This window comes from Pelomonas caseinilytica, from assembly GCF_021353235.1.
Taxonomy (GTDB): domain Bacteria; phylum Pseudomonadota; class Gammaproteobacteria; order Burkholderiales; family Burkholderiaceae_C; genus Pelomonas; species Pelomonas caseinilytica.
The window spans coordinates 94,076-111,319 of record NZ_JAJTWT010000007.1 but is presented as its reverse complement, the minus strand read 5'-3'; the positions used below and the strand labels follow the sequence as shown (position 1 = coordinate 111,319).

18 protein-coding genes are annotated in these 17,244 nt (G+C 68.1%); 6 read left to right on the top strand and 12 right to left on the bottom strand.

Annotated elements, in window-relative coordinates; translation table 11 throughout:
* The 5 genes from leuS to LXT12_RS17270 form a co-directional block, all read right to left on the bottom strand.
* Window positions 1-2,628: a leucine--tRNA ligase gene (leuS, locus tag LXT12_RS17290; RefSeq protein WP_233393531.1), complete on the bottom strand. Its 2,628-nt coding sequence runs from the start codon at window positions 2,626-2,628 to the stop codon at window positions 1-3.
* Window positions 2,629-2,752: 124 nt separating this feature from the next.
* Window positions 2,753-3,178, bottom strand: coding sequence for an ExbD/TolR family protein (locus LXT12_RS17285; protein WP_233393530.1), 426 nt, complete (start codon window positions 3,176-3,178; stop codon window positions 2,753-2,755).
* Complete coding sequence (locus LXT12_RS17280; protein ID WP_233393529.1) at window positions 3,178-3,822, bottom strand: MotA/TolQ/ExbB proton channel family protein; 645 nt, start codon at window positions 3,820-3,822, stop codon at window positions 3,178-3,180. The genes LXT12_RS17285 and LXT12_RS17280 overlap by 1 nt, the downstream gene beginning before the upstream one ends.
* A gap of 95 nt (window positions 3,823-3,917) precedes the next feature.
* Window positions 3,918-4,655 (bottom strand): 4-hydroxy-tetrahydrodipicolinate reductase, encoded by a 738-nt coding sequence (gene dapB / locus LXT12_RS17275; RefSeq protein WP_349255034.1) that lies wholly within the window; start codon window positions 4,653-4,655, stop codon window positions 3,918-3,920.
* Window positions 4,652-5,221: an outer membrane protein assembly factor BamE gene (locus LXT12_RS17270; RefSeq protein ID WP_233393528.1), complete on the bottom strand. Its 570-nt coding sequence runs from the start codon at window positions 5,219-5,221 to the stop codon at window positions 4,652-4,654. The genes dapB and LXT12_RS17270 overlap by 4 nt, the downstream gene beginning before the upstream one ends.
* A gap of 103 nt (window positions 5,222-5,324) precedes the next feature.
* Between LXT12_RS17270 and fur the strand changes: the two genes are divergently transcribed.
* Window positions 5,325-5,771 carry a ferric iron uptake transcriptional regulator gene (gene fur, locus LXT12_RS17265; protein WP_233393527.1) on the top strand — a complete coding sequence of 149 codons (447 nt, stop codon included), beginning with the start codon at window positions 5,325-5,327 and terminating at the stop codon, window positions 5,769-5,771.
* A 3-nt stretch (window positions 5,772-5,774) separates the two neighbouring features.
* Here the strand turns inward: fur and LXT12_RS17260 are convergent, their stop codons facing one another.
* The 4 genes from LXT12_RS17260 to hpf all read right to left on the bottom strand — a co-directional run bounded on the left by LXT12_RS17260 (window position 5,775) and on the right by hpf (window position 9,245).
* Entirely contained in the window at window positions 5,775-7,190 is a 1,416-nt protein-coding gene (locus LXT12_RS17260) for a nicotinate phosphoribosyltransferase (RefSeq protein ID WP_233393526.1), read from the bottom strand.
* Window positions 7,190-8,146 (bottom strand): HPr(Ser) kinase/phosphatase, encoded by a 957-nt coding sequence (gene hprK / locus LXT12_RS17255; protein WP_233393525.1) that lies wholly within the window; start codon window positions 8,144-8,146, stop codon window positions 7,190-7,192. The genes LXT12_RS17260 and hprK overlap by 1 nt, the downstream gene beginning before the upstream one ends.
* Before the next feature lie 38 nt (window positions 8,147-8,184).
* The gene (ptsN, locus tag LXT12_RS17250) at window positions 8,185-8,655 is read right to left on the bottom strand and encodes a PTS IIA-like nitrogen regulatory protein PtsN (protein WP_233393524.1); all 471 of its coding nucleotides are present in this window, start codon (window positions 8,653-8,655) and stop codon (window positions 8,185-8,187) included.
* A gap of 248 nt (window positions 8,656-8,903) precedes the next feature.
* Entirely contained in the window at window positions 8,904-9,245 is a 342-nt protein-coding gene (gene hpf / locus LXT12_RS17245) for a ribosome hibernation-promoting factor, HPF/YfiA family (RefSeq protein WP_233393523.1), read from the bottom strand.
* Between the two features lie 411 nt (window positions 9,246-9,656).
* Between hpf and corA the strand changes: the two genes are divergently transcribed.
* The gene (corA, locus tag LXT12_RS17240; protein ID WP_233393522.1) at window positions 9,657-10,658 is read left to right on the top strand and encodes a magnesium/cobalt transporter CorA; all 1,002 of its coding nucleotides are present in this window, start codon (window positions 9,657-9,659) and stop codon (window positions 10,656-10,658) included.
* Between the two features lie 506 nt (window positions 10,659-11,164).
* Window positions 11,165-12,034: a ferritin family protein gene (locus tag LXT12_RS17235; protein WP_233393521.1), complete on the top strand. Its 870-nt coding sequence runs from the start codon at window positions 11,165-11,167 to the stop codon at window positions 12,032-12,034.
* A 12-nt stretch (window positions 12,035-12,046) separates the two neighbouring features.
* Here LXT12_RS17235 and LXT12_RS17230 read toward each other — a convergent pair whose 3' ends face one another.
* From LXT12_RS17230 to LXT12_RS17220, 3 genes are read right to left on the bottom strand one after another with little or no spacing between them, the layout of a single operon-like run.
* On the bottom strand, window positions 12,047-12,913 hold the full coding sequence (locus tag LXT12_RS17230) for a hypothetical protein (protein WP_233393520.1): 867 nt from the start codon (window positions 12,911-12,913) through the stop codon (window positions 12,047-12,049).
* A 22-nt stretch (window positions 12,914-12,935) separates the two neighbouring features.
* A complete protein-coding gene (locus LXT12_RS17225) occupies window positions 12,936-13,817 on the bottom strand; it encodes an ABC transporter ATP-binding protein (RefSeq protein ID WP_233393519.1) in 882 nt (293 codons plus the stop codon).
* Window positions 13,814-14,167 (bottom strand): GntR family transcriptional regulator, encoded by a 354-nt coding sequence (locus LXT12_RS17220; RefSeq protein WP_233393518.1) that lies wholly within the window; start codon window positions 14,165-14,167, stop codon window positions 13,814-13,816. The genes LXT12_RS17225 and LXT12_RS17220 overlap by 4 nt, the downstream gene beginning before the upstream one ends.
* A gap of 243 nt (window positions 14,168-14,410) precedes the next feature.
* On the opposite strand from LXT12_RS17220, the gene LXT12_RS17215 reads away from it, so the two are divergent.
* From LXT12_RS17215 to LXT12_RS17205, 3 genes are all read left to right on the top strand, one after another.
* A complete protein-coding gene (locus LXT12_RS17215; protein ID WP_233393517.1) occupies window positions 14,411-15,022 on the top strand; it encodes an OmpA family protein in 612 nt (203 codons plus the stop codon).
* A 317-nt stretch (window positions 15,023-15,339) separates the two neighbouring features.
* Entirely contained in the window at window positions 15,340-15,771 is a 432-nt protein-coding gene (locus LXT12_RS17210; RefSeq protein ID WP_233393516.1) for a hypothetical protein, read from the top strand.
* Window positions 15,768-17,234 (top strand): DUF7125 family protein, encoded by a 1,467-nt coding sequence (locus LXT12_RS17205; RefSeq protein WP_233393515.1) that lies wholly within the window; start codon window positions 15,768-15,770, stop codon window positions 17,232-17,234. Before LXT12_RS17210 ends, LXT12_RS17205 begins: the two co-directional genes overlap by 4 nt.
* Window positions 17,235-17,244 lie beyond the last annotated feature (10 nt).

Below are 17,244 nucleotides of genomic sequence, written 5' to 3'. Positions count from 1 at the left end.
TCAGACCACGATGTTGACGAGGCGGCCCGGCACGATGACGACCTTCTTGGGCGGCTTGCCTTCGCCGAACTTGGCGAACTCCTCGGTCGCCAGGGCCGCAGCCTCGATGGCGGCCTTGTCCGCCGAGGCGGGCACCTTGACGGCACCGCGCAGCTTGCCGTTGACCTGGAGCATCAGCTCGATCTCGTCCTGCACGAGGGCGGCCTCGTCGACCGTGGGCCAGGGCGCGTCGAGCAGGTCGCCGAGTTCAGCCGCGAAGCCGAGGTCCTGCCAGAGCTGGTGGGCGATGTGGGGCGTGGCCGGGTAGAGCACGCGCAGCAGCACCGAGAAGCCGTCGCGCACCGCCGCGGCCTGGCCTTCCGCCTTGAAGCCTTCGAGTGCATTCAGCAGCTTCATCGCGCCGGAGACGACGGTGTTGTACTGCATGCGCTCGTAGTCGTAGCTGACCTGCTTGAGCACGTTGTGCACCTCGCGGCGCAGGGCCTTGCCGTCGCCGTTCAGCGCGGCGAAGTCGCTGCCGCCGGCCTTGATGGCCTCGGCGTGGCGCACGCCGAAGTTCCATACGCGCTTCAGGAAGCGGTGTGCGCCTTCGACGGCGGCGTCGTTCCACTCCAGCGTCTGCTCGGGCGGCGACGCGAACATCACGAACAGGCGGGCGGTGTCGGCGCCGTACTGGTCGATCAGGGCCTGCGGGTCCACGCCGTTGTTCTTGGACTTGGACATGGTCGTCATCTCGTAGGTCAACGGCGTGCCGTCGGCCTTCAAGGTGCCGCCGATGATCGCGTCGTGCTCGTTGCGGATGACGTCGACCTCGTGCTCCCAGTAGTAGTTCTTGCCGGCGTCTTCAGGCTTGTGGAAGAAGGCGCCCTTGAGCACCATGCCCTGGGTCAGCAGCTTCTGGAACGGCTCGGACACGTCGACCAGCTTCAGGTCGCGCATCACCTTGGTCCAGAAGCGCGCGTACAGCAGGTGCAGGATGGCGTGCTCGATGCCGCCGATGTACTGGTTCATCGGCATCCAGTACTTGGTGCCGGCGCCGACCATGGCCTGGTCGTTGGTCGGGTCGCAGTAGCGCATGAAGTACCAGGACGAATCCACGAAGGTGTCCATGGTGTCCGTCTCGCGTCGCGCGGGCCGGCCGCAGCTCGGGCAGTCGACATTCAGGAAGCCGGCGTGCTTGTTCAGCGGGTTGCCGCTGCCGTCCGGGATCAGGTCCTCGGGCAGCACGACGGGCAGGTCCTTCTCGGGCACGGGCACGACGCCGCAGTCATCGCAATGGATGATCGGAATCGGCGTGCCCCAGTAGCGTTGGCGGCTGATGCCCCAGTCGCGCAGGCGCCAGGTGGTCTTCTTCTCGCCCAGGCCCTCGGCCGCCAGCAGCTCGGCCACCTTGTCGACCGCGTCGGCGTGGGAGAGGCCGTCCAGCACGCCGGAGTTGACGCACACGCCGCGGGTCTTGTCGCCGTACCACTCGGCCCAGGCGTCGGTGGTGAAGGTCTCGCCCTCCACGGCGACGACCTGCTTGATCTCGATGCCGTACTTCTTCGCGAACGCGAAGTCGCGCTCATCATGCGCCGGCACGCCCATCACGGCGCCGTCGCCATAGTTCATCAGCACGTAGTTGCCGACCCAGACCTCGACCTGGGCGCCGGTGAGGGGGTGGATGACGAACAGGCCCGTGGGCACGCCCTTCTTGTCCTGCGTGGCGAGCTCGGCCTCGGTCGTGCCGCCGGCCTTGCATTCCTCGATGAAGGCGGCGACCTCGGGCCTGCTCTTCGCCGCGAAGGCCGCGAGCGGATGCTCGGGAGCGACGGCGCAGAAGGTCACGCCCATGATGGTGTCGGCGCGGGTCGTGAACACCCACAGCCGCCCGCCGCCGTCGATGGTGTGCGGGAAGGCGAAGCGCACGCCCTGGCTCTTGCCGATCCAGTTCTCCTGCATCAGCCGCACGCGCTCGGGCCAGCCGCTGAGGTAGTTGGGGTCCTCCGGGTTGGCCACGGCCGAGAGCAGCTCCTCGGCGTACTGCGTGATCTTGAGGTAGTAGCCGGGGATCTCGCGCTTCTCGACAAGGGCGCCGGAGCGCCAGCCGCGGCCGTCGATGACCTGCTCGTTGGCGAGCACGGTCTGGTCCACCGGGTCCCAGTTGACGACCTGGGTGCGGCGCTCGGCGATGCCGGCCTCCAGCATCTTCAGGAACAGCCACTGGTTCCACTTGTAGTAGCGGGGGTCGCAGGTGGCGACCTCGCGGCTCCAGTCGATGGCCAGGCCCATGGCCTGCATCTGGCCCTTCATGTAGGCGATGTTGGAGTAGGTCCACTGCGCCGGCGGCACCTTGCCCTTCATCGCGGCGTTCTCGGCCGGCAGGCCGAAGGCGTCCCAGCCCATGGGCATCAGGACGTTGTAGCCCTTCATGCGCAGCTGGCGGGCCAGCATGTCGTTGATCGTGTAGTTGCGCACGTGGCCCATGTGCAGCTTGCCGCTCGGATAGGGCAGCATGGAGCAGGCATAGAAGTGCGGCTTGCTGGCGTCTTCGGTGACGCGGTAGGCGTCGCGCTCGGCCCAGTAGGCTCGGGCGGCGGCTTCGATCTCGGTCGGGTTGTAGCTGGGCGCTTCGGTCTTGGCGTTCATGTCAGGGGTGCCCGGCCGCCCGAAACCCCTGACGCACCCCCTTCGGGGGCAGCGAGCAACGGCGAGCGTGGGGGCTGTCTAGTTTGGCCAAATTGTAGGTGGGGCCTCCTGCCCGACCTTTCGCTCAGGGCGCGGATGCCGGTGCCTGCGCGACGAAGGCGATGCGGTTCAGGCCGGCGGCCTGGACCCAGCCGATCAGCTCGGCCACCTGGCCGTAGGGCACGGCGCGGTCGGCGCGCAGCTGCACTTCCATCTGCGCATTGGCGCGGCCCAGCTCAGCGATGCGCTGCTGGAAGGTCTTGGCGTCGAGTTCGTCGTCGCCGAGGTGCAGCTTGCCGTCGGGCGTGATGGCCACGCCGATGAAACTTGGCGCGTCGCTCGGCGTCGCCGCCTCGCTCTTGGGCAGGTCCAGGCGCAGCGAGGCCGTCATCAGCGGTGCCGTGATCATGAAGATGACCAGCAGCACCAGCATCACGTCGATGAGCGGCGTCATGTTGATGTCGCTCATGGGACGAGCGGCATCAGGTCGTTCGAGCCGACCGAAGGCCATCAGTCGTGGTCCAGAAGTTCGCGCAGGTCGTGCGCGAAGCCTTCGAGGTCGGCCTCGCAGGCGGCCACCAGCTTGCCGAAGACGTTGTAGGCCAGCACGGCCGGGATGGCCACGGCCAGGCCCGCGGCCGTCATGATCAGCGCCTCGCCGACCGGGCCCGAGATCTTGTCGATGGTGATGTTGCCGCTGGCCGAGATGCTGACCAGGGCGTGATAGATGCCCCAGACCGTGCCGAAGAGGCCGACAAAGGGGGCCGTCGCGCCGATGGAGGCCAGCAGCACCTGGCCGAACTGCAGCCGGGCCAGCACGGCGTGCAGGGCGTCGCGCAGACGGCGGGTCAGGCGGGACTCGCGCCGGCCGGCGGCGTCCAGCGTGGCGCCGTGGGTCTCGGCGGTGGCGGCGTCCAGCAGCGGCAGCAGCAGGCCCTCGGTGTCGAAGTTCTGCAGCGCGTTGCGGCCCTCGGGCACGTCGGCCGCGGCCCAGAAGGCCGGCACGGCCCGCACCAGCCCGCGGCGGGCGCGGCGCAGCAGCCAGGTCTTCCAGAGGATCAGCGCCCAGGCGCTGACGGACATGGCCAGCAGCAGCAGGGCGACGGCGCGGCCGACGAGGTCGCTCTGGGCCCAGAAGTCCGCAAAACCACCCATATGTCAGCCCCTCGGCCGACGAGTACGTCGGCCGATCCCCCGCGGGGATGCGGGCCGGCTTGGGGCGGCCCGGCGCTCGGCCCGCGTGCGCCCGCTCATGCGGCGAAGCCCAGCACGTCGCTCATGCCGAACAGGCCCTTCGACCTGCTCGCGAGAAAGCGCGCGGCCCGCAGACTGCCCTGGGCGTAGATGGTGCGGTTGCTGGCCTTGTGGCTGATCTCGATGCGCTCGCCGGTGCCGGCGAAGAGCACGGTGTGGTCGCCGATGATGTCGCCGCCGCGCACGGTGGCGAAGCCGATGGTGGAGGGGGCGCGCACGCCGGTGACGCCTTCGCGGCCGTAGACGGCGCAGGCCTTGAGGTCGCGGCCGAGGGCGTCGGCGACGACCTGGCCCATCTGCAGCGCGGTGCCGCTGGGCGCGTCGACCTTGTTGCGGTGGTGGGCCTCGACGATCTCGATGTCGAAGCCCTCGTTCATGGCGCGGGCGGCCATGTCCAGCAGCTTGAGCACCACGTTGACGCCCACGCTCATGTTGGGCGCGAAGACGATGGCGGTGCGCTCGGCGAGCCGGGCGATCTCGGCCTTCTGGGCCGGGTCGAAGCCGGTGGTGCCGACGACGGCCTTGACGCCCAGCTCGGCGCAGACGGCCAGGTGGGCGAGCGTGGCCTCGGGGCGGGTGAAGTCGATGAGCACGTCGGCACCGGCCAGGCTGGCCCGCAGGTCCGACTCGCGGTTCATGGCGGTGTGCAGGGTGCAGTCGTCGGCGGCGTCGACGGCCTCGACCAGCATCTTGCCCATGCGCCCGCCGGCGCCCGCGATGGCGACGCGGATCACGAGCCGGCTCCCGCCTTCGCGTCGAGAGGCGGGTAGACGCGGCCCGGCGCGGGGCCTTCGGCCGCGGCGGTCGGCGCCGCTTCGGCGCTGCGCTTGGGCGGCGGCAGGGCTTCGCGTTCGGCCTCGGTCAGCTGCAGCTTGGGCTCCTTGCTGCTGGGCCGGAAGGTGTTCACCGAGGCGACGAAGTCGACCTCGGAGGGCAGGTCGTCGGGGACCTCCAGCGACTTCAGGCGGTCGCCGTCGAAGAGGGCGACGACCAGGCGCTGCTGGTAGGGCGCGCCCTGGCGGCGGATGGTGAAGGGGTAGTCCCAGCGCGACTCGTGGAAGACGTCGGTCAGCAGGGGCGAGCCGAGCAGGTCCCGCACCTGGGCCTTGGGCATGCCGGGCTTGACGCGCGCCACCATCTCCTTGGTGAGCACATTGCCCTGCACGACCTCGACGCGGTAGGGCGTCATCAACCCCAGCACCTTTTCGCCGGTGATGGAGGGCAGGGAGTCCCAGCGGGGCATGATGGAGCAGCCGCCAAGCAGCGCGAGCAGCGGAAGAGAGGCAAGCAGGGGTCGCATGGGGCGGCTGGAGAAGGGACGGAAGGCGCCTGCCGGCGAACCGGCTGGCTATGATCGGGCGGATTCTAGCGGGGGCTCCTTCAGGCCTGCCGCGCCTCCCGCCATGCCCAGCTCCCCTCCCAAGAACCAGACCAGCGACATCAAGAACAGCGGCCTCAAGGCGACGCTGCCGCGCATCAAGATCCTGGAGATCTTCCAGCGCTCGGTCCAGCGCCACATGACCGCCGAGGATGTCTACAAGGCCCTGCTCGGCGAGGGGGCCGACATCGGTCTGGCCACGGTCTACCGGGTGCTGCAGCAGTTCGAGCAGGCGGGGCTGCTCAGCCGCAACCATTTCGAGACCGGCAAGGCCGTCTACGAGCTCAACGAGGGCCATCACCACGACCACCTCGTCTGCCTGAACTGCGGCAAGGTCGAGGAGTTCTACGACGCCGGCATCGAGGAGCGCCAGCACGCCATTGCGCGTGAGCGCGGCTTCCAGCTGCAGGAACATTCGCTGGCCCTGTACGCCAGCTGCCTCAAGCCCGATTGTCCGAACAAGCTGGGCTGAGGGTCAGCCCAGCGCCGCCCGGGCGCGGATGGCGGCGAAGCTGTCGTCGACGAGCAGCTGGCCGTTCTCGTAGACCGTGCGCATGACCTCGACAGCGCCCTCGGCGCGCGCCTCCTGGTAGCCCGGCACGTCCAGCCTCACGGTGGCGAAGGCCTCGCCGCGACGCAGCAGCGTGAGGCGCCCGGCCTTGCTGCGCTTGGCCGGGTCGGTCACGGGCGCCTTGAAGACGTCTCGCCACTGGCCGTCCACCTGGGCGGCAGAAGCCTTCATCGCAAAGCCCAGCGTGTCGCGGTTGACCTGCTGCAGCAGGGCCCCGCCCTGGCCGAAGGCGACGTTGTCCGCCGAATAGCCGGCCGACTCCAGCGCCCCGAGGATGCTGGCGATGGACGCGCGGGTGATGCCGTCGCCCTGGATGACGCGCACATGCCTGAGCACCTTGAAGCCCTTGGCGTTGACGTCGCTGCCGAAGCTGGCGTCCAGCGCCCGCACGGTGCGCAGCACGACGCTGGTGGGATCGCCGCTGTCCGGCCGGATGACGACGGTGGCGCCGCTGGCGATGACTTCGTCGCGCAGGGCGCCGCCCCAGAGCTGCGTCACCGCGGCGTCCAGGTCATAGGAATCGGACACCACCGCCAGCAGGGCGCCCGGCTGGCCGAACTGACGCAGCATGTTGCGATAGGCCGCCAGCTCGCCATCGCGGCCCCAGGCCGTGATGGTGCTGTGCTCGGCCGCCGGGATGGAGAAGCCGGCCATGGGTTCGCCGTAGTACAGCCGTGCGCCGAGCAGGGCGGTCATGGTGTCGGTGCCCTGGAAGTTCACCAGGTGGGCCATGCCGCCCAGCATGGCCGATTCCAGCGAGGACACGCCGCGGGCGCCGAAGTCGTGCAGCTTGAAGGGCAGGCCGTCGAGGGAGCCGGTGCGCCCGAGCGAGTCGGCGATCAGCCGGCGCGTGGCATGGCTGTGGGTGGCCACGGTCGTCGGGTACCAGACGCGCAGCAGGGCCGTCTCGACATAACTGGTCAGCCACCAGCACGCGGGATCGGTGTTCTCGACCGTCAGCAGCGCATGGTTGACCGGTACGACGCTGCCCTCGGGCACGGCGCGGATGCGCAGCGGCAGCCGGCCGCCGTGGGCCCGCACGATGTGCAGCCAGCCCTCCCGGTTGAACGGCACGCCATGGCCGGCGCAGACCTCGGCCGCCAGGGCCACGTCCTCGGCGGCCACCGGCCGGGTGAAGTACTCCTTCAGCAGGGCCTGCAGGCCGAAGAAGACGGTGTAGGGCAAGCTGCCCCCGCGGGCCTCGATGTAGCTGAAGACGGTCTGCGTGCCCGGGGGGTATTGCAGCCAATGGCTGGTCTTGTAGCTGTCCGTGTTGAGGACGAGCAGGCCGGCGATATCGCTGAAGCGGTGCAACGGCATCAGTCGATGGAGCCGTTGTCGATGGCGCGCTGGTGGCGTTCGACGAATTCCTTGTAGGTGTCGATGCCGCGCAACTGAAGGATGGTGTTGCGCACGGCGGCCTCGACCAGCACGGCCAGGTTGCGGCCGGCGTCCACGGCAATGACGACCTTGCGCACCGGCATGCCCAGCACGTCTTCGTAGAGCGGCTCGTAGGGCAGGCGCTCGAAGTCGCGTTCCATCGTCTCCTTGCGCACCAGGTGGACGATGAGCTTCAGGCGCATCTTGCGGCGGACCGCGGTCTCGCCAAAGATGGCCTTGATGTCGAGCAGGCCGATGCCGCGCACTTCGAGCAGGTTGAGCAGCAGCTCGGGGCAGCGGCCTTCGATGGCGGTCTGGGCGATGCGGAAGAAGTCCACCGCGTCATCGGCCACCAGGCCGTGGCCGCGCGAGATCAGCTCCAGGCCCAGTTCGCTCTTGCCCAGGCCTGATTCGCCCGTCAGCAGCACCCCGAGGCCGAGGATGTCCATGAAGACGCCGTGGCGGGTCGTGCGGTTCGCGAAGAGCTGGGACAGGTAGCCGCGCACCAGGTCGATGACGTGGCCGGCGGATTCGTTGGTGCGGAACAGCGGGATCTCGGCACGGTCGCACATGGCCACCAGCCGCGGCGGCGGCACGCTTTCGTCGGCCACGATGATGACGGGCGGCTCCAGCGTGACGATGCGGGAGATGCGGCGGTCCTGGACCTCGCCGCTCTCCTGGCTGAGGTAGGCCACCTCCCGCCGGCCCACGATCTGCACCCGGTAGGGATGGATGTAGTTGAGATAACCGACCAGGTCGGCGGCGCTCTGCGCGTCGCGCACGGCGGCCTCGTCGAAGCGGCGTTCGGGGTGGGCGTGGCCGGCAATCCACTCCCAGCGCAGGGCCTCGCGGTGCTCTTCGAAGAGGCGCTCGGCGCTGATCGAGGTCGGTTTCAAATTCGACTAGGGTTTACGCGAAGCGCGAAACTGGGGCGTCAGGCGACGGACTTGAGCGGTTCCCAGGCGGCGATCAGCTTGTGCAGCGTGGCGGCCTCGGGTTCGGTCTTGAGTTGCTCGCGCAGTTCGCGGTCGGACAGCATCTCGGCGATCTCGGACAGGATCTCCAGGTGGCGCTGCGTGGCTGCTTCGGGCACCAGCAGGAAGATCAGCAGGCCGACGGGCTCGTCGTCCGGCGCGTCGAAGGCGATGGGCTGCTGCAGGCGCAGCACCGCGGCCAGCGGGTTCTTCAAGCCCTTGACCCGCCCGTGGGGAATGGCCACGCCATGGCCGAGGCCGGTCGACCCCAGGCGCTCACGCGCGAACAGGTTGTCGGTGACCAGGGCGCGCGCCATCTGGTGATGGTTCTCGAACAGCAGGCCGGCATGTTCGAAGGCGCGCTTCTTGCTGGACGCATCCACGTTCACCAACACGTTGTCGGCGGGCAGGATGGCGGCGAGACGGTTCATGGGCAAGGGCCGAGCGTCGGGGGCGCTTGTGGAGCGCGGCCGCAGCCAGGCGGTGGGTCATTCGAGATCACGGATTATGGAACCGTGGGCTGTTTTGGGGTGGTCGCGGGGACCCGCAGGCGTGCAAAACGCCCCTGGCGCCCCTTGAATGCGGGTTTTTGCGGCACTGCAGCAACAACCGATTGCGCATCGCAAAACAAAGGCGGCCCTGGGGCCGCCTCGCAGGAATGGGCGAAATGAGCCGCCGGTCAGCGCGCCGGCACTTCCAGGCGCTTGGCAGATGCGTGGTGGTGGTCCTGCACCTTGTCCTTGTGGCGGCAGACCTGGCGGTCCAGTTTGTCCATCAGTTGATCAATGGCGGCGTACAGGTCCTCGTGGGACTGCTCGACAAAGATGTCGCGGCCTTTCACGTGTAGCGTGACTTCGGCGCGCTGGCGAAGTTCCTTCTCCTTTTGCTTCTCCACGGTCAGCAGGACGTTGATGTCAACGACTTGGTCGAAGTGGCGGGTCACGCGGTCCAGCTTGGTGAGCACGTACTCGCGCAGAGCCGGCGTGACTTCGAGGTGATGGCCACTGATCGTCAGATTCATAAAGCCTCCTTTCAGAGGAATGGTCGGGAAAAAACTAAACCGGAAAACTGAGGAAAGGGAGGAGGAGAGAGAGAGGGGTCTTGTCAGGTAGCGGAGTGGTGGAAGTGGGGAAGTCGACGAGCCCAGTTTGCGCCCGAAGCCCCGGCATGACAAGGGGATGACGGTGAGCTTTTGTCGCCCGTCAGGACTCGTTCTTGCGCCTTCTTTCACGGCTTGCGCCAGTGCAATAATCCTCGGCTATTCCCCTTGACGGAGCGCTTCTTGGACAGCGATCACCCTCGGTGACCGTCCACTCCCGCCGCCCGGCCTGATCCCAGGCCAGCCCGCCCGGAGTGAGACGGTTGACCTGAATCCCGCCACCCGGACGGCGCTCGCCGTCGTCCCCCTCGCCAGCGCTGCTGGAGACGATGCATGCTGAATGTGTTCACGCTGGACAACGGGCGCCTCAAGGGTGGAACCTTGGGCGGCCTGCTGCAGGAAGAAATCGCCACGGCCGAAGACCTGGCCCAGTCGCGCCCGGTCTGGGTCGACCTTGAAAAGCCCAGCGCCGAGGAAAAAGGCTGGATCCGCGACCGCTTCGGCCTGTCCATTCCCGAAGACATCGTCGATGACGACCTGGAGGAGTCGGCGCGCTTCTACGAGGAGGACAACGGCGAACTGCACATCCGCTCGGACTTCCTCATCGTCGGCGACGACGGCCCGGCGGCCAAGCCCGCGCGCAACGTGCGCGTGGCCTTCATCCTCTTCAACAACGTGCTGTTCTCGATCCACGACGAGGACCTGCCGGTCTTCCGGCTGCTGCGCCTGCGCGCGCGCCGCATCCCGGCGCTGATCGAGGATGCCAAGGACGTGCTGCTCAAGCTCTACGACGCCGACGCCGAATACTCCGCCGACGTGCTCGAAGGCATCTACGACAAGCTCGAGGCCGTCAGCATCCGCGTCCTCAAGAGCGACGTGACCGACGCCGAGGCCGGCGAAGTGCTGTCGGCCATCGCCCGCGAGGAGGACTTGAACGGCCGTATCCGCCGCAACGTCATGGACACGCGCCGCGCGGTGAGCTTCATGATGCGCAGCCGCATGCTCAACGCCGAGCAGTTCGAGGAGTCGCGCCAGATCCTGCGCGACATCGACTCCCTCGACTCGCACACGGCCTTCCTCTTCGACAAGATCAACTTCCTGATGGACGCCACGGTCGGCTTCATCAACATCAACCAGAACAAGATCATCAAGATCTTCTCGGTGGCCAGCGTCGCTCTGCTGCCACCCACGCTGATCGCCTCCATCTACGGCATGAACTTCAAGAACATGCCGGAGCTGGAGCACCCGCTGGGCTACCCGTTCGCCCTGGCGCTGATGATCGCCTCCGTCGCGGCGCCCTTCATCTACTTCCGCCGCAAGGGCTGGTTGAAGTAGCTTGCTTCTCGCCGCTGCGGCCAAAGCAAAAAAGGCCCGTGTCGTCTCGACACGGGCCTTGCGCTGTAAAAGCGGCCGCTGAACGCCTCGGAGCCAACGAGGGAGGGAGGGAGGAGGAGGAGAACGGCTCCGAGATTGCTGCTCTGGTCTCAGAGAGGTTGAGCGGCCGAATTCGGTGGGGGAAGGGGCTCCTCTGTCTTCTTGCTCGGGTTTTTACTGTGGATGTAGCCGCTGTGCGGCTTGCCGGAACCCCGCACAGGGGACATGTCCCGCATTCGGGGGACGATTGTTGCCACCCGGGCGGCACGGCCCGCCTGGACGAGCCCGCCAGCGACGCATGACGAACAGTTGCACTAACGTTATATCAAATCGGAGTCCGGCGCAGCCGAGGGCCTTGCGGACCGCTGCCGCGTGAGATGCGGCACCGTCCGACACCGCCCTTTCCTGCGTCCGAAGCCCCGACGCGGCACGAACTTTTAGAATCGCGCGTCTAAACAAGGAACGCCATGCTTTACCCCGAACTGTTCAAGCAACTCGAAGCCGTGCGCTGGAACATGGACCGCGACATTCCGTGGGACAAGTTCGACGCCAGCCTGCTGAGCGACGAACAGGCCCAGACCATCAAGATGAACGCCATCACCGAGTGGTCGGCGCTGCCGGCCACCGAGATGTTCCTGCGCGACAACCGCGAGGACAGTGACTTCTCGGCCTTCATGTCCGTCTGGTTCTTCGAGGAGCAGAAGCACAGCCTCGTGCTGATGGAGTACCTCAGGCGCTTCAGGCCCGACCTCGTACCCACCGAGGCCGAATTGCACGAGGTGCGCTTCGACTTCGACCCCGCGCCCGCGCTGGAGACGCTGATGCTGCATTTCTGCGGCGAGATCCGTCTCAACCACTGGTACCGCCGCGCGGCCGAATGGCACACCGAGCCGGTCATCAAGGCCATCTACGAGACCCTGTCGCGCGATGAGGCCCGCCACGGCGGCGCCTACCTGCGCTACATGAAGCGGGCCATGTCCAAGTTCGGCGACGAGGCCCGCGCCGCCTTCGCCAAGGTCGGCGTGCTGATGGCCAGTGCCCGGCGCACGGCCCAGGCCCTGCACCCCACCAACCTGCACGTCAACGCCAAGCTCTTCCCGCGCGACACCATCCAGAGCCGCCTGCCCGACCCCGAGTGGCTGGAGCGCTGGCTGGACACCCAGATCCAGTTCGACTCCGTCTGGGAGAGCAAGGTCGTGGAGCGCATCCTGCACAACATGAGCCTGCTGATGGAACGCAGCTTCGCCACGGTGCAGGAGCTCAACCGCTTCCGCAAGGAAATGGCGGCACGCCTGGTGCCGCCGTCGGGCGAGGGCCTGGCCGGCAAGCCGGCCTGAGCGGCCCCGGCCTCAACCGCCGCGGCCCCGCTTCACCACCACCAGGGCGAAGCCCGCGGCGGCCACCAGCGCCCAGCCCACGAATTGCACCGACGCCAGTTCGGCGAGCGTGCGGCCGAGGTCCTGCAGCGCCCACGTCCACAGGTTGACGTCCGAGTGCAGAGCCTTCATCAGGCTGTCCGGGTCGTTCACCAGGGTGTGGTTGATGCGCTGGCTCAGGCCGGCCAGGGCCTGCAGCGGCCAGTCGATCTGGTAGGCCTTGTGCAGCACCGTCACCGCGACGCCGCCGCCGATGAGCACCAGCGGCGTGCCCAGGCGCTTCAGCCAGGCTGACGCCGCCATCAGCGTGAAGACCAGCGGCGCGAGCCACAGCACCAGCGGCACCGTGCCGGCGAAGGCGCGGGCCAGCAGCGGCAGCGCGGCCGAGACCACCTCGCCCCAGTGGACCGCCCAGGCCGTGCCCAGGCCCGCCTCGCTGGCCACCACGGAGATCGCGATCGGCAGCCCGAACAGGGCCCCGATGACGGCGCCACCGAGCGGAGCCAGCCAGGCATGGGCGAGCACGGTCGCCGCCACGCTCTCGCTCGGCCGCCCGGGCAGCGACAGCCAGAACTCGATGGAACGGTCCTGCGCGTCGCGCCGAGCCAGGCCCGGCAGCTGGAACAGCGCCACGAGCAGGCTGACGGCGTAGACGGTACCGGCGCTGACGAGCAGCATGCCGACGGACACCAGCTCCCTCTGCTCGGACGGCAGGCCCTGCACCTGGCCGAAGGGCAGCATGGCCAGGAAGAGCAGGGGCGGAGCGAAGGCGGCGATCAGCCAGCCGCGCTTGTGCTGCATCCACTCGCGCAGCAGCAGGGTGGGGATGTGGGAATTCATGGCGTTCTCCTTATCGACAGGCTCAGGCCTGCTTGCCGTTCAGCGCCGGGTTGCGGGTCAGCGCCATGAAGAGGTCGACGAGGCTGGGCCGCACGCGCTGGCCCAGGCTGGCCACGTGCTCCGGCGGCGCGCCGTCGAAGAGCGACGTCGTGCGGCCCTGCTCGCGGTAGCGCAGCAGCGGATGGGCCGCCGCCATGGCCTCGGCCGCGGCCGGGTCGTGGTTCAGGGCGAAGAAGCGGCGGTCGATGTCCTCCAGGCTGATCGCCAGCGCCACGCGGCCCTCGTCCAGCATGATCACGTCCGACAGCAGCGCCTCCACCTCCTCGACCTGGTGGGTGGAGATGAGCACGCTGCGCTCGCCGTCGCACCACTCGTCGATCAGCATCTCGTAGAAGCTCTTGCGCGACACCACGTCCAGCCCGAGCGTCGGCTCGTCCAGGATCATCAGCTTCGCGTCGATGGCGGCGGTCAGCGCCAGGTGGGTCTGCGCCACCATGCCCTTGGACAGGCTCTTGATCTTGTCGCCCTCGTTCACGCTCGTCCGCCTGAGCAGGGTGCGAGCGCGTTCGGCCGAGAACTTGGGCTGCAGGCGGCCCATCAGCGTGATCAGCTCGCCCACGCGCGCCCAGCGCGGCAGCACCGCCACGTCGGGGATGTAGCTCAGCTCGGTCAACAGCCGTTCGCGGTTCTTCGTGGGCTCCAGGCCCAGCACGGCCAGCTCGCCTTGCACCGGCAGCAGGCCCACCAACGCCTTCATCAGCGACGTCTTGCCGGCCCCGTTGTGGCCGAGCAGGCCCACGACGCGGCCCGCCGGCACGCTGATCGAGACGTCGTTCAGGGCCGTCTTCCTGCCATAGCGCAGCGACAGGTTCCTGGCTTCGATGAGGGGGGTGTTGTTGTTCATGTCGACTCCCAGTTCAGGTCCTTGGCGGTCAGCCCCAGGCGCTTGAGCTTGGCCCGCAGGGCCGGCCAGTCCTTCTGAAGGAACTGCTCGCGTTCGTGCTGCAACAGCCGCTCGCGGGCGCCTGCCATGACGAACATGCCCAGGCCGCGGCGCGTCTCGATCAGGCCGTGCTCGGCCAGCGCCTGCAGCGCCCGCGTGACGGTCAGAGGATTGATGACGTACTGGCTGGCCAACTGCCGCACCGAGGGCAGGGCCTGGCCTTCCGGGGGACTGCCGTCCAGCAGCTGCACGGCCAGTCGGTCGGCCAGCTGCTGGTAGATCGGCGCCTGGTCTGTCCAGGTGGGAGTCATGGGCGCTCCGGGTGTGTTGCTGATGTAGCACACCATATCTCCCGGTCGGGTGGCGACCTAGCGGGGCGCGACGGACTGCAGATTCGGGGGGATGAGCTGTATCGAATGTCCTCACACCCAAGCGCCCAACGGTAAGGCTTTCGCGCAGCCGGTTAATGGCGCGAGCCTTGCTCACAACTCGGTACGTTTGCCTCCGCGGGATGCCTAGAGTCGCAGGCTCTTGCTTCCTGAAGGAGTTCATTGATGTCGAGAATCGCTCCCCTGTTCGTCGCGAGCAGCGTCCTGTTGCTGAGCGCCTGCGCCACCCAGGATTTCGTCAAGGAGACCGTCGCTCCGGTGCAGACCAGCGTGGACAGCCTCGGCACCCGGGTGCAGGCGCATGACGACAGCCTCAAGGCCCTGGATGGCCGGCTGCAGGGCAGCGAGGCGCGCATCGCGGCCCTGCAGCAGGAGGCTGCGGAGCGCGCCCAGGCTGCCAAGAACCTGCCCGCGCCGCCCGGCCTGCTGATGAGCACCTTGCTGACCGACGACAAGATCAAGTTCAGCTCGGGCCATGCCGAGCTCACCGAGCAGGGCGGCCGGGAGCTTGATCAGCTCGTCGCCAAGCTCAAGGCCGACAACCAGCCGGTGTTCATCGAAATCCAGGGCCACACCGACGCCACCGGCAGCGACGCGGTCAACCAGCAGCTCGGCCTCAAGCGGGCCGAAGCCGTGCGCATGTACCTGGCCCGCGCCGGTCTGCCGCTGGCACGCATGTCGACGATCAGTTATGGCGAATCCGCGCCCCTGGCCGACAACAAGACCCGCGAAGGCCGCAGCATGAACCGGCGGGTTCAGCTGGTCGTGATGCGCTGAGCCGGCGCGCCGCCACTTGGCGCTCGTCCGGGCTCGGCCGCTGGCCGCGCGGCGCGAAGACCGCGCCTGGCCCGGCCGGAGCCGGACTGGTCGCCTCGGGCGGATCGTGGCGCATCGGCGTCGACGTCAGCGGCCAGCGAGTCGGCGCGGCGGGCAGCGTTCGGTAACGAACATACCGCCCGGGCGTCTCCCGCTAACGTCCGGGTGACTGGCGGTGAAACCGCCCGGGTCGGGTGCGCGGCGCCTGACCGGACCATCGAGCGGGCCGACGGGTCCGGAGACCTACACTCGGCATCACTCTCACCTCAAGCCTCCCCATGGACAGCCAAGAGAGCAGCCGCTTCACGGCTTCTCTTACCCAACGCCTGGCGGAGGACGCGGACGCGCGGCAGGTCGCCGAGGCCGTCGGCGCCATGTGGGCCGATATCGAAGCGTCGCTGCAGCCGGTGCTGGGTCACCGCGGCGTTGCAGCCTTGTTCCGGCGGACCGTGCATGTCGCCGCGGTGCAATACCCCTGGCTCGCGCCTCTCAAGCCGGGCAGTGGCGACGCCACGGCCGACCTGACGGCCTTGATGGCCCTTTTCGCCGCACAGCAGCCCGCCGCCGCGGTCGAGGCGGGCAACCGCCTGTTCACCATCTTTCGCGAACTTCTCACGGCCCTGATCGGCGCTCCGCTGACCGAACGGCTGCTGCAAGCCGCCTGGTCGACTTCCTCACGCGCCGCCTCGGCGCAGGACCCCAAGCCATGACATCCAAAGTGACGATCAACAGCCTGCCAACGGGTGTGCCGGGGCTGGACGACCTGCTGGGTGGAGGGCTGCCGGAGTTCTCGTTCAATCTCATCGCCGGCCAGCCCGGCTGCGGCAAGACGACGCTGGCGCACCAGATCATGTTCGCGCTGGCCACCGAGGAGCGGCCCGCCGTGTATTTCACGGTGCTGGGGGAGCCACCGCTGAAGATGCTCAGGTATCAGCAGCAGTTCGCCTTCTTCGACACGGCGGCCATCAACCGCCGCATCCGCTTCATCAACCTGTGCGAGGAGGCCATGGCGGGCGACCTCGACCACGTGCTGGCGCGCATCACCGAGGAGGTGGCAGCGCACGAGCCGTCGCTGGTGTTCGTCGATTCGTTCCGCTCCGTGGTGCTGGCCACGGACGCCAACGGCCACGCGCACAACCACCTGCAGCGCTTCATGCAGCAGCTCGGCATGCTGATGACCAGTTGGCAGGCCACGACCTTCCTGATCGGCGAGTACTTCTCCGACACCGACGCGAATCCCGTCTTCACCGTGGCCGACGGGCTGATCTGGATGCGCCAGAGCGTGCAGCGCAATGCCATGGTGCGCAAGATGGAGATCATGAAGATGCGCGGCCAACCGTCGCTGCCGGGCCTGCATGCGTTTCGCATCGGCAGCGAGGGCCTGCGCATCTTCGTTCCTACGTCCGCCGCGGCCCCGCGCCTGGGCAACGGCCTCGACGGGGCGCGCGCTTCGATGGGCGTGCCGGGCCTGGACGAGATGATGGACGGCGGCCTGCCGCGCGGCTACTCGCTGTTGCTGGCCGGCCCCTCGGGGTCGGGCAAGAGCATCCTCGCCGCGGCCTTCCTGGAGGCCGGCGTGCGCAACGGCGAGACCGGTGTCATCGCCGCCTTCGAGCGCCAGCCGAGCCGCGTGCACAACAAGGTGCTGGCGCAGGCCATCGAGGACGGCCGCATCGGCGTGGTGGAGACCCACGCGACCGACACCTCCATCGAAGAGGTGATGCAGATGCTGGCCTCGGAGATCCGCCGGCTCAAGGCCCGCCGCGTCGTCATCGACTCGCTCTCCGGCTTCGAGCTCAAGCTCGGGCCGTCGTTCAAGGAGGATTTCCGTGAATCGCTGCTGCGGCTCGTGGCCTCCCTGACGGGCCTGGGCGTGACGGTGCTGATGACGTCGGAACTGGAGGACCGCTACACCGACCTGCGCTTCAGCCCCTACGGCACGGCGTTCATGACGGACGCCATCATCGTCCAGCGTTATGTCGAGATCGACAGCCGGCTTCGCCGGGTGCTGGCGGTGGTCAAGGTGCGGGACAGCGCCCATTCCGACCAACTGCGCGAGTACAGCATCGACGACGACGGCATCCGCATCGGCACGATGCTTGCCGAGCAGGAGGGCATGCTGGGTGGCCACCCGGCAACCCGGCGCCTGGCCGCCGGCAGCCGGCAAGGGTGATCAACGCATT

What these genes read in the sequence shown, in the direction of transcription:
- leuS (WP_233393531.1), bottom strand. Translation starts at nt 2,628, where the DNA reads ATGAACGCCAAGACCGAAGCGCCCAGCTACAACCCGACCGAGATCGAA.
- LXT12_RS17285 (WP_233393530.1), bottom strand. Translation starts at nt 3,178, where the DNA reads ATGGCCTTCGGTCGGCTCGAACGACCTGATGCCGCTCGTCCCATGAGC.
- LXT12_RS17280 (WP_233393529.1), bottom strand. Translation starts at nt 3,822, where the DNA reads ATGGGTGGTTTTGCGGACTTCTGGGCCCAGAGCGACCTCGTCGGCCGC.
- LXT12_RS17270 (WP_233393528.1), bottom strand. Translation starts at nt 5,221, where the DNA reads ATGCGACCCCTGCTTGCCTCTCTTCCGCTGCTCGCGCTGCTTGGCGGC.
- fur (WP_233393527.1), top strand. Translation starts at nt 5,325, where the DNA reads ATGCCCAGCTCCCCTCCCAAGAACCAGACCAGCGACATCAAGAACAGC.
- LXT12_RS17260 (WP_233393526.1), bottom strand. Translation starts at nt 7,190, where the DNA reads ATGCCGTTGCACCGCTTCAGCGATATCGCCGGCCTGCTCGTCCTCAAC.
- ptsN (WP_233393524.1), bottom strand. Translation starts at nt 8,655, where the DNA reads ATGAACCGTCTCGCCGCCATCCTGCCCGCCGACAACGTGTTGGTGAAC.
- hpf (WP_233393523.1), bottom strand. Translation starts at nt 9,245, where the DNA reads ATGAATCTGACGATCAGTGGCCATCACCTCGAAGTCACGCCGGCTCTG.
- corA (WP_233393522.1), top strand. Translation starts at nt 9,657, where the DNA reads ATGCTGAATGTGTTCACGCTGGACAACGGGCGCCTCAAGGGTGGAACC.
- LXT12_RS17235 (WP_233393521.1), top strand. Translation starts at nt 11,165, where the DNA reads ATGCTTTACCCCGAACTGTTCAAGCAACTCGAAGCCGTGCGCTGGAAC.
- LXT12_RS17230 (WP_233393520.1), bottom strand. Translation starts at nt 12,913, where the DNA reads ATGAATTCCCACATCCCCACCCTGCTGCTGCGCGAGTGGATGCAGCAC.
- LXT12_RS17225 (WP_233393519.1), bottom strand. Translation starts at nt 13,817, where the DNA reads ATGAACAACAACACCCCCCTCATCGAAGCCAGGAACCTGTCGCTGCGC.
- LXT12_RS17220 (WP_233393518.1), bottom strand. Translation starts at nt 14,167, where the DNA reads ATGACTCCCACCTGGACAGACCAGGCGCCGATCTACCAGCAGCTGGCC.
- LXT12_RS17215 (WP_233393517.1), top strand. Translation starts at nt 14,411, where the DNA reads ATGTCGAGAATCGCTCCCCTGTTCGTCGCGAGCAGCGTCCTGTTGCTG.
- LXT12_RS17210 (WP_233393516.1), top strand. Translation starts at nt 15,340, where the DNA reads ATGGACAGCCAAGAGAGCAGCCGCTTCACGGCTTCTCTTACCCAACGC.
- LXT12_RS17205 (WP_233393515.1), top strand. Translation starts at nt 15,768, where the DNA reads ATGACATCCAAAGTGACGATCAACAGCCTGCCAACGGGTGTGCCGGGG.